We start from the raw sequence: 16,424 nt of genomic DNA, 5'->3' as shown, positions 1-16,424 counted from the left end.
CGAGGATCGGAAGCGGGACACATTCCGCTGCGGAACCCAAGGTGCGGAATCGGAGAAGTCGGTATGCATCACGCTAAGAACGTCCTGTTCATCATCATCGATCAATTGCGGGCTGATTGCCTGAGCGGTGCTCTGGCTGAGCATGTGAATCTTCCGAACCTGCGGGCTTTTATGGATGAGGCCGTGACCTTCACGCGCCATTTCTCGGTTACCAATCCTTGTGGCCCATCCCGTGCATCGCTTTTGACCGGCCAATACGCGATGAACCATCGTTCTGTGCGAAACGGTACTCCTCTGCGTCACGATACCCCGAACATCGCCACGGAAATACGTAAGGCTGGATATATGCCGATGTTGTTCGGGTACACGGATACCTCAGCCGACCCCCGTGTTCACGATCCCAACGACCCTGTGCTCAAATCTTACGAGCAATCGATGAATGGGTTCCTTGAAGTTGTCGAAATGCGGCTTGAAGAGTCATACCCTTGGCAATCGTATTTGATGAAGAAAGGGTATGAGTTCGAGACATATTGGGATATCTACAAACCCGTCTCTGCGGATGGTAAGGTGCTCAAGCTGAACGATCCGGCCTTATATCGAGCGGAACACAGCGACACTGCCTTCCTGACCGATGCGTTCCTGGACGGGATCGCACCCCATCGTGGTCAGGGATGGTTCGCTCATCTAACGTACATCCGCCCGCATCCGCCTTTGGTTGCGCCAGCCCCATACAATGACATGTACGATCCGGCGGATGTCCCTCTGCCGCAACGCTTGCCGAGCGAAACCGACGAAAAAGAGCTTCACCCGTTTTTTGGGCCGAAGCTGGATGTCTATACCGCAAAAGAGTTTGTTCACGGTTTCGATGAAGTTGAGCCAACGGATGAGAACATTCGCACTTTGCGTGCAATTTATCTGGGATTGGCGACCGAGGTCGATCACCATATCGGTCGCGTTGTTCAGTACCTCAAGGACAGCGGGCAATACGACGATACCATGTTGGTTATTACTGCTGATCATGGAGAAATGCTGGGTGATCGGCACAGCTGGGGCAAAATGACGGTTTACGATGCGGCCTATCATACACCGCTGATGATCCGCTTGCCGGGGAACGAGGCCAGGGCCGGTGCAGAAATCACCGTACCCACCGAGTCCGTTGATGTGACGCCGACGATCCTTGATTGGATTGGGCAGGCTGCCCCTAACGCAATGGATGGCCGGTCCTTGCTGCCCTTGTTGCATGGCGACCTTCCCGATGACTGGCGTAGCTATTCCTTCAGCGAGCTGGATTTCTCGGAACCCGAAAACCCGACACTTTGGCAGCAGCAGTTGGGGACAGGCAACAGTGAGTCATGTCTGGGAATATTGCGGGACGAACGATTCACTCTGGTCGAATTCGCGGCTGACCTCCCGCCGATCCTGTTTGATCACCAAGGCCGCGGGGAATTTGAGAATGTTGCGGAAAAACCCGAATTTACCGCTGATCTTGCGCGGTTGAGCAGACAGATGCTGCGTCATCGAATGAGAAACATGGATCATACCTTGTCGCTACACTCAATCACTTCTGAGGGCGCAAAATCCCGTTCCAGATACTAGATCACTTCTCTCTTTCGTCTTCTTTTTCGGATGCATCCGGAAAAACACTTGTGACGGTTTGTCGTTCGCCAATTCCACTATCCGCACATAGATTGTGATGGTACGCATGGGCTGTGGAGAGGACGAATTTGGACATTACCGAACAACGCATAAAGGCGATGACGACTGCCGGGCTGAACCTCATCGGTCAGGCGCTTTCGATCTATGACAGCAAACTGCAACTGGTGCTCAGCAATCGTCGTTTTAAGGAAATGTTCGATCTGCCGGATGAACTGGTTGAACGCGGCGCACTGTTTCGTGACACCATCTGCTTTCTCGCCAGCCGAGGCGAATACGGCGACGATGAAAGCGTGAAAGAGATGGTCGACCTGCGCGTGGAGCAAGCCTTGGCGTTCGAGCCTCATTACATGGAACGCGTGCGACCCAACGGGCAGGTTATCTCGATAGAAGGCGCTCCGTTGCCGCAGGGGGGGTGGGTTGCGGTTTATACTGACATAACGGGGACACGACGTGCAGAAAACCTGCTGCGGGCGCGATCAGAGGAATTGTCGGAACAGTTGCTGAGCCACGCTGAAGAGTTGTCTGCAACCAACCGAAAGCTTGCGGCCTCGATCACGGCGTTGGAAGAAGCCAAGCGCGAGCTGACCGAGATCGAAGCCCGCACACGCATGATGACGGAAATGATGCCGGCTCATATCGCGCATTTGGATAGCGCTGGGCGGTATGATTACTCCAATCGGCGTTTGAGTGCAGTAATGCCCGGGCGTCCGTCCGAAATTCTGGGGCTTCATATTTCTGAAGCGCTTGGCGCTGCTGCCTATCAACGCGTCGAAACGCATCTGGCAAAGGCATATGACGGAGAGACATCGGTTTTCGAGTTCAACGAGGATCAGGATTCCCGCCGCATCCGCGTTTCATTCACGCCGGATGAGGCTGGCGGTGTGTATGTGATGTCGGTTGACATAACCGAAGAGACGCAGGCGCGCGTTGTCTTGCAGCAAACGCGCCGGCGGGCGATGGCTGCCCAGATGACCAGCGGACTGGCACACGACTTTTCCAACCTGCTAACGATCATCCTCGGGATGCAGTCCAGACTGGACAAAATGAACCTGTCGGATGAGGCCCATGAGCTTGTTGCCGCGACCCAGCAAACGGCGCGCCGCGGTGGGCAATTGCTGAACCGGATCGCTGACATGACCGGGAACCGCACGCCACACCCGCAGGCCACAGATATGCGGGCACTGTTGGAAGATCTGAGAATATTGGCTTCGCCTTCTTTGCCGCGTGGCGTGGGTTTGTCCGTGGTCAACACTCTGCCTGATCGGGCCTTGATGCTGGATCCGGGAATGGTGCAGGACGCATTGCTGAACCTGGTTTTGAATGCTCGGGATGCCTGCGGGAGTTCGGGCCAGATTACCATCAGCGCGCATACTATCGGAGAAATATGGGTTGAAATTACCGTATCAGACACTGGTCCGGGCTTTACACCCGAGGCGCTTGAAAAGGCGCTGAACCCCTTCTTTACCACAAAGGGAAGCGACGGTTCGGGACTGGGCCTCCCCATGGTGTATGACACAGTGAAACTCGCCGGTGGTGATCTGCACCTCAAAAATACGCCATCAGGCGCGTCGGTTGTTTTGCGGTTGCCTTATCGACCTGCTCCGCCTGTGCAAAACGGTTTGGTGCTTTTGGTTGAGGATAGTGAAGATCTGCGAGGTCAGTTTCGGGATATGCTGGTTGAGTTGGGCTTTTCTGTCATCGAGGCGAATTCGGTAGATGAAGCGCTGGCGCTGATAAAAAGTGTTGAAGACATTTCGCTCGTTCTGTCCGATATCCGTTTGGAGGGAAGTAGTACCGGAGTGGACATTTTGCGACAGGTGAAGCCGGGATTGTCATGTATCCTTATGACATCCCTCCCAAGTTCAGACCCATTGTATCAGCGCGCCCTTGCGTTGGCTCCGGTGTTGCGTAAACCGTTTTCGCAGGCTCAATTGTCAGCCCTGATCCAAACCGAGGCCGCCTGATGACACAACCGCTGGTTACCATTCTTGATGACGAGCCCGAAATCCGACGTATCCTGACGGACGCTCTGGAAGATGCCGGTTTCCGTACACAGAGTTTTTCCCGCGCGCGGGAGTTCGAGGCTGCGCTGAACCGTGTAACGCCCGATGTCTGTCTGGTCGACCTGTCCTTGCCGGATACTGATGGGCTGGCATTGGTTCATCGACTGGCCTTGGAGCAAGGCGCGGCAGTGATCATTATTTCAGGGCGCGCTCAGGTTCAGGATCGTGTTACCGGACTTGAGCTTGGCGCTGACGACTATATTACAAAACCGTTTGACCCTGCAGAAGTCGTGGCGCGGATCAGAGCAAGACTGAGGACGCCCCGCAACCAGACTTCACATTCGGATACAGCGGAATTCAATGGCTGGACAGCACATTTTGACCGTTATGTTCTTGAGGACGATTCAGGTGTCGAAACACCTTTCAGCCATGCAGAGGGGGAAGTCCTGCGTCTGTTTCTGGAAAGCCCCAAACGTCTGATCAGCAGAGGGCAAATGCAGGAGTCCCTGGGTGGCGCGGCAGGAGACAGTTTTGACCGGGCAATGGATGTTCGAATTTCGAGGCTGCGCACCAAGCTTGGCGAAGATCCCAAGAACCCGCGGCTGATCAAGACGATCTATGGAGCGGGGTATATATTTTTGGGTGATGTTGGTTGGAAGTAAACGCCGACCAGGTTGCTGAAACTTGGTCAAAAAAGTTGCTTCATTTGCCTATATAGCTTTTTCGAGTATTCATCGACGAAGCAGCAGATCAAGCGTAAGATTTTTGGGTGTTCACTCGACCGACACACACTGTCCATTTGCCTATTCGCGCAGCGCCTGATCTTTTATCTTCACAACTGGTTGCAGAACATAATCCAGAACTGATTTTCGACCTGACAGGATGTCCACTTCTGCGATCATGCCGGGTATGATTTCGACGGCAATTCCATTCCCGTCAAGCATGGTGTTGCTGGTGCGGATTTCCACCACAAAGACCTCTTCATCAGTGCGCTCTGATCGTGTGATCGAGTCCGCTCCGATGCGGATGATTTCACCATCCAATGCCCCGTATCGCGCAAAATCATAAGCCGTGATTTTTACCTTCACTGGCTGTTCGGCGTGTAAAAATGCTATGTCCTCTGGCTTTACATAGGCCTCGACCAGTAACGTGTCGTCCAGAGGCACGATTTCAACAAGGTCCTCTCCACTGCGGGCTAGACCACCAATAGTTGAGCGATGAATGCGGTTCACAATGCCACGAACCGGAGACCGAACCTGTGCTCGTGAGGCCCGGTCTCGCAAGGCGGGCAGGGCGGGTTGCAGAGCAGCCAACTCGGCAGTGGCAAGCGCCAGATCGGTCAGCGCGGCGCTGCGAAATCGGCTTTTTACCGCCCGAATTCGATCGTCTATTTCGTCCAGTCCCGTTTGCAACCTGTTGGTTACAGCTTTTGCGCGCACTTTGCGACCGCGCCACTCAGCTTCGCTGCGCCGCAATGCAAGCAATGTTGTTGCAGGCTCCATTTGTCGCTCGACCAGCGGCGCCATGATTGCCCTCTCTTCGGCCAGGACAATAAGCGTTTCTTCTGCCGTTACTTGGTCGACGAGGCCTTCCTCATACTCTCGCTCTTTTTGTTGGCGCTGACGCTCCAATATGCCGATTTCAGCCTCTAACTCGGCTTGTCGCCCTTGATAAAGCGCCGTTTCAGACTGCACGACAGATGGTGCACCCTTGACCAGTTGCACATCGAATTCCAGTTGTGTCTCGTCTATTTCGGACCGGAGACGTTGGGCCCGGGCCATGAGCCCAAAAGCACGTTGCTGTTCCTGACTGAACTGGCTGTCGATCTGGGTGGTGTCGAGTTCCATCAGCAATGCACCTTTGTCGACCAACTGGCCTTCGCGAACATGTAACGACCTCAGTACACCGGGCTCGGTGGCATCGATCAGTTGAATGTCTCCCGAAGGGACGATCCGACCGTCCACGCGCGTGACATCGTCCAGTTCAGTCAGATGTGCCCACAACCCGGCGGCGATCAGGCAGAGCAAGATCACCAGCAACAGTAACGAACCCCGAATAGGAGAGCGTCCCTGCATTTCTCGTGCTAACGCGGCCAGATCAGGATGCGGCGACATTCAGGTGCCTCCCTGCCCGGCGTACATGTTGCGTCAGCAAGCTTTTGGGGCCATCTGCTGCGATTTTTCCGTGTTCAAGAATGATGACTCTGTCAACAAGTTCCAACAGGCTGGTTCTGTGCGTTATGACAACCATAGTTGTGTCAGCGGAGTTCCTTTTCAGACGTTGGATAACCTGGGCTTCGGTTTTGACATCCATTGCGCTCGTTGGTTCATCAAGCAACAGAACCGGCGGACGGCCTATGAGTGCTCTTGCCAGAGCAATAGCTTGCCTTTGTCCACCAGAAAGACCTTCGCCACGTTCCGCAAGTTGAAGATCATAGCCTTTCGGATGATTGGCCACGAAGTCTTCAACCCCAGCGGTGCGGCTTGCTTCGATTAGGTCCTGGTCTTTTGGCCGTATTGCACCGCTCGCAATATTGTCTCGTACAGATCCGGAAAAGAGCCATATGTCCTGCAGGACTGATCCGACGTTGCGCCGCAGATCGCCGGGGTCGATCTGGCGGATATCCAGACCGTCGAAGGTTACAGATCCAACACGCGGTGTGTACAATCCCAACAAAAGACGTGCGATGGTGCTTTTCCCGCAACCGATTTGGCCCAGGATTGCGACCTTTTCACCCGGGTTGATTGTGAAGGAGACGCCTTGCAGGGTATCTTCACTTTGGTCAGGGTAGGAGAAGTGCACGTTATTGAATGCAAGCGCTCCGCTGAAATCGGGTCGGGTCACCCATGTTCGGCCGTGCGGACGTTCGCTTTCCGCCATCATCAGCGTGTTGAGGTTTCGGTATGCACTTCGGGCTTGATTGAGTCTTGTTAACGTCTGAGCTAGTTGCCCCAATGGAGCCAAAGCCCGCCCGGTCAGCATCACCGAAGCAACCAATGCGCCCATGCTGGTTTGACCATCTGTGATCAGAAAAACACCGTAAAATACGATGAGCACTTGAGCGGCCTGCTGCGTAAATCCGGTCAGGTTCAGGGCAAATTGTGTAACGGCCCGGCTTTGAGCACCATGAGAGGATTGCCGTTCAATCGCCTGCTCCCACCGAGAACGCATCTGCCGACCGGCGGCCGTTGTCTTTATCGTTTCGAGGCCCGAGACTGCTTCCACCAGCACTGACTGTTTGGATTGCCCGTCAGACAGGCTTTTTTCTGCCATGCGAGACAGGATCGGCTGCACCGCCAAGCCTGTCAGCAGAACCACAGGAACCGACAGAGCCGGAACCAACGCCAGTTGTCCGCCGACCAGATAAATTACAAATATGAACAACCCGATGAAAGGCAGGTCGACAACGGCAACAAGTGTTGCGGACGTAAAGAAATCGCGCAGGGTTTCAAACTCACGAATTGTGCTGGTCATAGCACCTGTGGAACCCGAACGCGACTTCATCTGGATGTTCAGAACTTGGTCGAAAATTCGCCGACCCATATGTAAATCGGCTTTTTGTCCGGCCTTATCGATAAACGCAGCCCGTAGCAATTTTAACGCGAAGTCAAATAGAAGCGCCAAGGCCACGCCTGCCGTCAAGGCAATCAGCGACTCGGTTGCCTCATTGGGCAACACACGATCATAGACAACCATTATGAAAACTGACGTCGATAAGCCAAGAAAGTTCGCCAGCGCCGCAGCGAATGCGACCTGTGCGTAAGCCCATCGGTTGGCGGATAGAGCGGCGCGAAACCAATGGCCACGGTAGGGTGTGTCACCAGCGTCTATTGCATCTTTGTGATTTCGGCGGAACAAGATTGCGTAACCGGTGTAGGTTTCAGTCAACTGTTCTTCCGAAATTTCTCCGATTCCTTCACCAAGATCTGGGTCAAAGACCAACAAGGCTCCATTTCTCGCACGGCCATGATAGACAACAGCCTTTTGCCCGTTCATCAGTAACAAAGCTGGTGTCAAAGCCTGGTCAAAATTCGCAATGCGCCGTTCTCCATACGCGGCTTGTAAACCTGTATTTTGCGCCACGGCGACGATGTCACGAATGGTCAAATCCTCGCCTGCACCGGTTTGCGCCGCCTGTATCGTTGCAAGGGTCAGGGGGCGTTCCAGTGTAGCAGCAACATTCAATAGGCAGGCTTCGAAGCATGTCGGATGAGGGTGATTTTGCATTGATTTCAACTTGCTCATTTCACGTCGTTCCAATCCCCAAGCGATATTCCGAGCAGATCAAGAATGTCGCCAGTGAGGCTCAGAGCAGCGTAATTGGTCAGAAAGAAACTTTGCTCGGCTAGGATCAGGCGTTCTTGCGCGTTCACGTAATCGCGTTGAGCGTCCAGTATTTCGATCAGGCTGCGACGCCCAATCGAGAACTGTGCGCGGGATGCAGTAACGCTGTCGGCATTGGCGGTCGCAGCGACCCGGGCCGCGCGCAGCCGTTCAGCTCCTGCTTTTTGATCGGATCGAATGAAGCCCAGTTCCCGCGTGATCTCGCGAAAGAGTTGTTCTCGTGCAAATTCCGCTTGTTTAACTTGTGCTTCCGCAGCCGCGATGGCGGCACGGCGTTGACCTGTGCTGTCCAACTCGTAGTTGAAAGACAGATCCACACCAAAATTTGCATCCCGACTGTCATCTTGGTTGGCAAATGCAGCGACCCGAACGTCCGGTTTGCGTCGTGCCTGAGCTGCTGACCACTCGGCTTTGGCTGCCAGCAAGCCTGCGTCAGCCCTGCGGATCTGGGGGCTGCTCTTTACGATTTGGGCGTCACTTCTGTTCAATGAAGGGGCTGGCACAGGAGGAGCTAAGGAGCCGGGAAGAGTCCCGAACACTTCTTGAAATTGCGCCTCGGCCCAATCGGTTCGGGCTCGCGCGTCAGCCAGTCTTGTGTGCGCATCGGCCATTCGGGACTGAGCGGTCAAAACATCTGCGGTCGAACCAGCCCCGCCCGCTGTGCGGTCTGAAATCTGACGCACAAGTTCTTCATGGACCGAGACATTGACGGCAGCGATGCCAAGTATCTTCCGTTGATCAAGAACAAGTACATAAGTCTCAATGGCGGCCAGGGCGGTGGCCGATGCCGTCTGAAGTTGATCACCCCGGCTTTCCAGCACGCGCGCCTGTGCTGCTGTCAAATCTCCAGAGGCAGCCCCACCGTCGTAAACCAACTGTGAAACCCTCAGATAGGGTGAAACATCTGCAATATCTGACTCAACCCGCTCAGACCTAGCATTGATGCCCAACGATATTTGCGGAAGGAATGCGCCTGCGGCCGCATCTCGATTGGCTGATGCGATATCCATCCTGGTATCACTTTGCGCCAGAGTGGGGCTCGTCTCTACCGCCAGACGCACACGTTGTCCGAACGCGCTTTCACTGAGTTTTGTCGATGATTTTGTTGCTCCGGCGCCAGTGGTCCCTGGTGCAAAGGAAACCGCCACGGAGGATAAATCAGGAGAGGGCGTGCAAGCGGACATTGGTATTGCAAGCAGAGTAAGCACGACCGAAGGCAATATTGGTCTAAAGAAGCGCATGGTGACCCTCCTGCCAGCAACAGTTCATGGCCTCTTCTTTCTTTTGCGCGGTAACCAACGCGTCTAGAAATCCCATAACGCCAGAAATCGTATGTGTGAGAGAACCATCAGTTTCTTGAGGGGCGCGGGCTTGAGCTTGCGTCAGCCACAGACAATGGGTCAGTGAGATCTGATGGGCGTGTATCAGACGCAAGCCTCCGTTCGAGGTAAGCAGTGACATGTGCGCAGAAGGAATTCTCTCCAGGGAGTTCTGGTCGACGCCGAAAAGCCCGCAAGGGAACTCAACCTCCTGGAAGGAAGTAAGCGGACTAAACAGTCCCATGTCAGCAATAACACGACATAGCAGAGTTGTGTTTGTCATTGACTTATTCAGGCTGCGGAAAAAAGCTGCTACCTTTTTCAACTCCGGCGCAAGCTGCCCTGATTTGTCGAAGAACACTTCGTCCTCCGGATCGTCAGTGATCAGACCGGACGTTTCGTCGACTAGCAACTCGTTACTGCCGTTATCGCCAGGTTCAACCAGTTGCGGCTGGAACGGAGCGCAGCGCAAAGCCGACGGTACATAAGTCGCCAGCCATTTGCCGTGTGCTGATACAAATGGTGTGGGCTGGTATGGTTGCATGGACAATAGGGCCAATGGATAATAGCCGTGTTCGGATTTCCGAAAAGTGATTGGAAAAGTGGCTGCGGCCTGAAGAATTTCGGCTTCAACCACTGGGCAATCAGCCTTGTCTCGTGCAAATTCGAACGAGGTAAACCTCTTCCAGAATCGGTGCCCGTGCCGTCCACGAGTGACTGGAGTTAAGCCATTCTGTGCCATAACCGCCTCATGATGTTGAATTTCGTCTGCTCGTGCGCTGGGCTTGGTTAAGCCGTTGCACCAGTTGGGTCGGTGTGCAGAATGTTATCCACGTTCAGGCCGCTCAGATCGCTCAGGTCTTGGAAAGTGGCCATGGTTTCAATGCTGGCATTGTCCGCTCCTAGGAAATCTACCTTGACCAGAATACTGTTTGTTCCGTCTGTGGCCATCACGTAGAGCTCGTCGCCCGCCAGGGCTCCGGTAAAACTCTCGACAGCAGCTTCTATTGTGCTGGCGTTGAGGTCGCTGAGTACCGTGTCGAGACCGACAAATCCGGTGTTGGCGCCCAACGCATCGCCAACAGAGAGCGTTTCGAAGCCCGTGCCATCGCCGCGAAGGGTATCGGCGTCCAGGCCACTGAACATCAGTGCATCCGTTACTTCCGCGGCTGGACCGATTGTGAAGCCAGTCACAACGTCTGTACCATTGCCAGTCGGGTCTGCTTCAAAGACGACGATGTCTCGTCCAGCTGCAGAAACATCAATGGTATCGTCGCCATCACCGCCGCGAGTGATGGTATCCGTGTTCGCAGCGACGAGTGTGTCATTACCATTGGTGCCAACTTGAACTGTCGTAGGCCCGCCATCAGACGTTTTGATTGTCAGCTCGATCGGCTGACTGAAGTCCTGGATCGTCATCGTGAAGGTGACAAGCGGCTGGGATAAATCGGTAAAGGTTGTCGCCGCACCGGCAAAGTTCATCGTGTCTCCGGTACCTGGGCTGGCCAGAAACAAATCGAACGCGTTGTTTTCCGAAACTGAAGCAGTGTTGAATGTGACAATTGTAGAGTCAAATTCGAGCTCTGCCGTCAGAGCCAGGCCGCTTGAGATATCCCGGTCTGCATCAGCGTGGATTGCGAATGTCACTGTAGATCCTGTGCGTCCGACCTCAGAAATCACGTAAGCTGCGGGTTCATGCGCGACGGCGTGTTCCGAGGCTGGTAATGGATCTGGCCCACCCGTAACTGCCGCCTGCGCAGAGAAAACAAGGTTTTCACCTGCCTCGATTGCGGAAAAATCAGATGCTGCAACAGCCAATGACCAGGACCCATCTGCAGCCACCAATGCAGTTCCGACCGAACTGCCGTTTAAGGTGACATCCACCAACTGGCCGCTTGATAATCCGACGGATGAACCGCTCAGGGTAACACCGGACGTTTGGGCATCGCCAAGAGCAATCGAATTGCTCACTCCGATTTCGTTCAACGTCAATACAGGGCGAAAATCGGTAGACAGCAAGCTGTTCGCGACTACGGAGCCGTTTCCGGCAAGATCGTCAACGGTGGCGGAAACGGTATAAGAGGTTCCGTCAGAGAGCGCTCCAAGATCACTGGAGGGCACGGTTACCGACCAAGTGCCACTAGACACAACTCCCGTGTAAGTTTGTCCGCCGAATGTAACCGAAACGGTCTGTCCATTTTCGGCTGTGGTTGTCCCTGAGAGTGCCAGATCCACGCCCTGCTCTGTCACGTCCAGCACGGCACCGACAGGTAGACTGTCAATGGTGATGGAAGGCGCCGTAAAATCAGTAACAAAGCTGGTTGTGGTTTGATTGCTGTTGCCAGCTGCGTCTGAGATCGACGCATTGATATCGTAAGTCTCGCCGTCTTGCAGGCCCGACAACTCTGCCACCGTTGCTGTATAGATCCAGATACCGCCGGATACTGTTGCTGTTCCGGTGACGTCTGTAGTGCCATCAGAACGCTCGATCTCGACACTTACAACCGTTCCATCCGGTGCATCTGAAGTTCCCGACACTGTCAGGGCAGAGCCTTGTTCGACAGCATTCATAATAGCCCCGTCGGATACGGTTGATATTCCAATGGTTGGTGGGCTGAAGTCGGTGGTGAAGCTGTTGCTGGCCTGGCTCGCCGGATTGCCGGCAGCGTCTGAGACATCCGCCGTTACGGTGATAGTTGCCGCGTCAGAAAGGCTCGCCAGATCCGAAGCAGGTACAGTAGCGCTCCAGCTGCCTCCGGAAACTGTTCCGGTATAAGATTGCCCGTTCAAACTGATTGTTACGGTTTGCCCATCCTCTGCCGTTGTGGTGCCCGAAATAGACAGGTCTGTTGCCTGCTCGGATGCATTCATAACAGCTCCGTCCGAGAAACTGTCGATGCTGAGCGTTGGCGCGGTCACGTCTTTGGAGAGTGTCTCTTCAGCTTGTGGCGCGATTATGCCGCTGGCATCGTTGACGTCAGCAGTAACAGAGAAGTTTCCCCCATCCATCAGGGACGCCAGATCACCAGCCGGGACGGTCACGTTCCATGTCCCACCGGATACTGTTCCGGTATACGTCTGACCATCGAGGGTAACAGTGACCTGCTGACCATCCTCAACATTAGCCGTCAACCCGCTTATGGTCAGATCGGATCCGGCCTCGGTTGCGTTCAAAACAGCACCAACAGGAATTGGTGAAATCGAAATTGAAGGGCCAGTCAAATCCACTGGAACCGATACAAGAACCGGTATGGCCGGATTGCCTGACACGTCTTCGATAGCAACGAGAACTGACACGGGCACGCCACTGGAAAGATTGCCCAGATCGGAATTGGGGATTGTAACACTCCAGCTTCCACCTGAGGCAGTGCCTGTATGCACTTTACCATCAAACATGACGTTGATGGTCTGACCGTCTTCCGCACTCGTTGAGCCGGTTAAAGCCAAGTCGCCGACCACGTCGATCAGCTCAATCGAGCCGCCTGCCACGGGATCCAGAGAAACAGTTGGTATGGTAAAATCAGTGTCAAAGCTTCCGCTGACCTGCGTAGCGGAATTTCCCGCAGCATCAGTTACATCTGCGGTAACGGAAATTGTCGCGCCATCGGGTAGGGTTGATAGGTCTGCTGCCGGAACAGTGACGCTCCATTGTCCGTTGGAAACCGTACCCGAATAGTCTTGCCCATTTAGTGAGACGGTCACAGTTTGCCCATCTTCTGCATCGGTTGTTCCGGTGACTGTCAGATCTGTTGCCCGCTCGATCGAATTCAGAACAGCGCCATCAGAAATCCCAGTGATCGACAGGGATGGTGGAATGGTATCGATATCGAACTGAATGGATTCGGTTGACAGTTCCGTGCCTGAACCATCCAGATGTCGGACCGTTACTGTGGATACGCCTTGTGGAAGGGCACTTGCTTCTGCAGCGGTGAGGGAAAGGCTCCAACTGCCGTCAGCGTTGGGCGTTACGGTTTTGACAAGCGAACCTATCGTGACCTCGACTGTCGATGTCCCTTCGGGCGCGACAGAATTGGTACTGGCGCTATTCAAGGCCGTTGCTTGAAAGTCCGTCAGGTTCAAGCTTGTATAGCTCGGTTCGGGTTGGGGTTCAGGCTCGGGCGCGACTGGTTCCGAGGAATTGCCACCGCCGCCACCTCCGCCTGCAGCGGCAGCTGCTCCGGCCAGACCGAGACCACCCAGAGCAGCCCCAGCGCCACTGATGCCACCAACTGCTGCCCCGGCTTCAGCTGCGCTGAATTGTGCGATTTCGGCAACTGTGTCCTCTGCAATCATGATTGCGCCGCTGTCCAAAACCTGCACGTTTTCTGCCGCAACAATCATTGTTCGTCCGTCAGCCATTTTCAGAAGAACATCGCCGTTCTTCAGTAACTTGACGGACCGCACACCCGGAATTGTCTCTGCGAATTGGAATGCATAAAGCTCTTCCACGGTCGCTTGCGACAACGCAGGCAAAGCCATCAATGTGGACATGAGTCCACCAGCTGCGCCTCGGCCCACCCAGCGACCAAGCTTTCCATTAATCCACTGCTGAACTTGAGAATCGTGGCCCCCGCCCGTTGAATCAGCCGCCAGACGATTGTTGGACTCAGGTGCTTTGGTCATCTTGCCCTCACATGTGGTGTCCGTATTCATTGCAACAGGAAAGGACGTGCTGTTTGACGTTTTGCTCATCTGTCTTTCCCAATGATTGCTGTTGCGATCGGACCCGAAAAAATTGAGTTAAACTGAAACCGAACTCCTCGTTTTCACCACAATTCCGCTTTGGTTTCGGTCTGTGCATCTGATCATCCTGTTGTCATTGCCAGGGGTGGCGTAGGAGGCGATGGCTGTGATGCTTCAGTTCGAAAATGTAGTGGCAACGGGGAGCACGGCGCTCGATTCAGGTATCGGCGATACGGCTTTAAAAACGCTTAACGGGAATACGTATCTCTACACGGTGACCGGGCCGGGTGGCGGTGTCGCGGTTTGGCGGTTGGCAGATGGTGCTCTGCCGCAGTTAGTTGATACAGAATACTACAGCGGTTCGATCACCTTGCAGGTAGGGCGCAGCGGTACGCCAGTAACCCTGGCAGGAACAGAGCAGATTGTGCTCGACGTTAACACTGCCGTGGGCTTGGTCGGATATGACGTGAATGCGGACGGAACGATCGGTAGCTTGAAGGAAACTGGAGCGCTCAATGGGGGCGGGGACATCTCGGCCATCGTACAGTTGTCACTTGGGTCTTCGGATGTCCTTGCAATGGCACATGAGGATACCGGCAGTATCGGCACGTATCACGTGAATACGGACGGGTCTCTCCGTCTTGCGGGTTTGATTTCTGGTGAAGCCGATGCCATGCAGACAGTGCGGGTGGGCTCGGAGCACTTTCTGATTTCAAGTGACGCGGCGACAAACTCCGTCGCGACCTATCGTATCGACTCTGGCACCGGCACGTTGGCTGAGATCGACAATAGTTCCGCCCTCGGAACGCTTGGTGTATCTACCCCAACTGCTGTCGAGACCGTTGAGGCATACGGCAAATCCTGGGTGGTCGTCGCGGGGTCTGGCAGCAACTCTCTCAGTATTCTTCAATTGAACAGCGACGGACGTTTGAAGGCAACGGACCACGCGCTTGATACACTTCATACACGCTTCGAATCGGTTCAGGATCTTGCAGTCGTAGATGTGAATGGGCAGGTCTTTGTGGTTGCAGGCGGCGGCGACGATGGCGTGTCTCTGTTCACTCTGACACCTGAAGGTCAATTGGTTTATCTGGACAGTTTCGCGGACACAGTGGCAAGCGGATTGCAGAATGTCGAATCGCTCGGCGTTGCGCATGTGGGTGATGAGCTACAGATTTTCGTGACGTCGCAACAGGATGCCGGAGTGACTGTCCTGACCGTCCCGGTAGATGATCTGGGCGCGGTACGAAAAGGGTTCGGTACCGTGAACGGGACTGCGTCTGACGATATCCTGAGCGGCAGTATTCTGGATACGACCCTTCTGGGAGGCGCCGGAGAGGACATTCTTATCGCGGGGACGGGTGCTACGACCATGTCGGGTGGCGCAGGGGCCGACATTTTCGTTATGCAGTCCGGTAGCGATCTGACCACAATCACGGATTTTCAGGCAGGCTTGGATCGCTTGGATCTGTTCGACTACTTGTTGTTGCGGACACCGCAGCAACTGACCATTACCAGCACAGCGGACGGGGCTCAGATCGAATATCGTGGCGAGATTGTGCAGGTCCGTTCCGCCTCGGGCGGTGCTTTGACAAGTACAGATATCTTTGGAGCAGGTTTCGTTGGACCAGATCACATCCCGGTGGATTTCGGGGACTTCGGTGGGTTGACGCCGGGCAGCTCTGGTGGAGCGGCCGGGCAAATTACGGTGGACAGCGAGGCCGTAAACCCGGGACTGACAGACGCGGAAATCCAGTTCACTCCTGAAGGTGGGGGTACGGTATCCGTTACCGCAGATGGCCAGGGACGGTTCGATCTGGATTTACCGGATGGCACCTTCCCCGGAGCGCTGGAGATTACCAAACACTATTCCACAGCAAGCGGGGAAATAGATGCTCTGGACGCCTTGCAGGTGTTACGTATTTCGGTTGGTCTTGATCCGACATGGGGCCCTGCGACCGCCGAAAACCTGATAGCTGCTGATGTTAACAGGGATGGAACTGTTAACGCTCTGGATGCGCTTGCAATTTTGCAAGTGGCTGTTGGACAGCCAACGACACATGATCCTCAATGGGTTTTTCTGGATGAGAACGCGGATCTTTCCGGAATAACCAAGGACAATGTAGTCTATCAGACAGGTGTAGATGTTGTGGCCATGGACGGGGTAATCAACGCGGATATGACGTCGATCTTGTTGGGAAATCTCGAAGCGGCATGAGCTGCATGGAAAAGGTAAAGCGGTAGCAAGTTTTGCGGATTTGGTTCGAATAAGAGAATAACGCCAATAGATGGACGGGAGGTGTTCAATGGCCCATTGAGTTAAACCAATCGACCAATTGGTTTTGGGTTGCTGAGCGGGACTACGATATCGGCACAACAGATTCTCGGCGCCTTCCCCTTGCGGATGTCATCAGAACAA

The 16,424-nt window shown here is 54.5% G+C and carries 9 protein-coding genes; 4 read left to right on the top strand and 5 right to left on the bottom strand.

Annotated features, from left to right (window positions below; translation table 11 throughout):
• Window positions 1–63: 63 nt before the first annotated feature.
• From ACR0K5_RS13490 to ACR0K5_RS13480, 3 genes are all read left to right on the top strand, one after another.
• On the top strand, window positions 64–1,596 hold the full coding sequence (locus tag ACR0K5_RS13490; RefSeq protein ID WP_480630168.1) for an alkaline phosphatase family protein: 1,533 nt from the start codon (window positions 64–66) through the stop codon (window positions 1,594–1,596).
• A gap of 128 nt (window positions 1,597–1,724) precedes the next feature.
• Complete coding sequence (locus ACR0K5_RS13485; RefSeq protein WP_480630167.1) at window positions 1,725–3,620, top strand: PAS-domain containing protein; 1,896 nt, start codon at window positions 1,725–1,727, stop codon at window positions 3,618–3,620.
• Window positions 3,620–4,321: a response regulator transcription factor gene (locus ACR0K5_RS13480; RefSeq protein ID WP_480630166.1), complete on the top strand. Its 702-nt coding sequence runs from the start codon at window positions 3,620–3,622 to the stop codon at window positions 4,319–4,321. Before ACR0K5_RS13485 ends, ACR0K5_RS13480 begins: the two co-directional genes overlap by 1 nt.
• A gap of 141 nt (window positions 4,322–4,462) precedes the next feature.
• Here the strand turns inward: ACR0K5_RS13480 and ACR0K5_RS13475 are convergent, their stop codons facing one another.
• Genes ACR0K5_RS13475 through ACR0K5_RS13455 form a run of 5 tightly spaced genes read right to left on the bottom strand, consistent with a single transcriptional unit; the run spans window position 4,463 to window position 13,945 of the window.
• Window positions 4,463–5,773, bottom strand: coding sequence for an HlyD family type I secretion periplasmic adaptor subunit (locus ACR0K5_RS13475; RefSeq protein WP_480630165.1), 1,311 nt, complete (start codon window positions 5,771–5,773; stop codon window positions 4,463–4,465).
• Entirely contained in the window at window positions 5,757–7,904 is a 2,148-nt protein-coding gene (locus tag ACR0K5_RS13470; RefSeq protein ID WP_480630164.1) for a type I secretion system permease/ATPase, read from the bottom strand. The genes ACR0K5_RS13475 and ACR0K5_RS13470 overlap by 17 nt, the downstream gene beginning before the upstream one ends.
• A complete protein-coding gene (locus ACR0K5_RS13465) occupies window positions 7,901–9,187 on the bottom strand; it encodes a TolC family protein (protein ID WP_480630264.1) in 1,287 nt (428 codons plus the stop codon). Before ACR0K5_RS13465 ends, ACR0K5_RS13470 begins: the two co-directional genes overlap by 4 nt.
• 43 nt (window positions 9,188–9,230) lie before the next feature.
• Window positions 9,231–10,064, bottom strand: coding sequence for a SapC family protein (locus ACR0K5_RS13460; protein ID WP_480630163.1), 834 nt, complete (start codon window positions 10,062–10,064; stop codon window positions 9,231–9,233).
• A gap of 47 nt (window positions 10,065–10,111) precedes the next feature.
• Window positions 10,112–13,945, bottom strand: coding sequence for an Ig-like domain-containing protein (locus tag ACR0K5_RS13455; RefSeq protein WP_480630162.1), 3,834 nt, complete (start codon window positions 13,943–13,945; stop codon window positions 10,112–10,114).
• Window positions 13,946–14,174: 229 nt separating this feature from the next.
• Here ACR0K5_RS13455 and ACR0K5_RS13450 point away from each other — a divergent pair, with 229 nt between their 5' ends.
• Window positions 14,175–16,223 carry a dockerin type I domain-containing protein gene (locus tag ACR0K5_RS13450; protein ID WP_480630161.1) on the top strand — a complete coding sequence of 683 codons (2,049 nt, stop codon included), beginning with the start codon at window positions 14,175–14,177 and terminating at the stop codon, window positions 16,221–16,223.
• The last annotated feature ends 201 nt before the right edge of the window (window positions 16,224–16,424 follow it).

Source organism: Ruegeria sp. AB9 (genome assembly GCF_056542585.1).
Note: the sequence above shows the minus strand (reverse complement) of the source record. Positions and strands in the feature narration are given on the sequence as shown.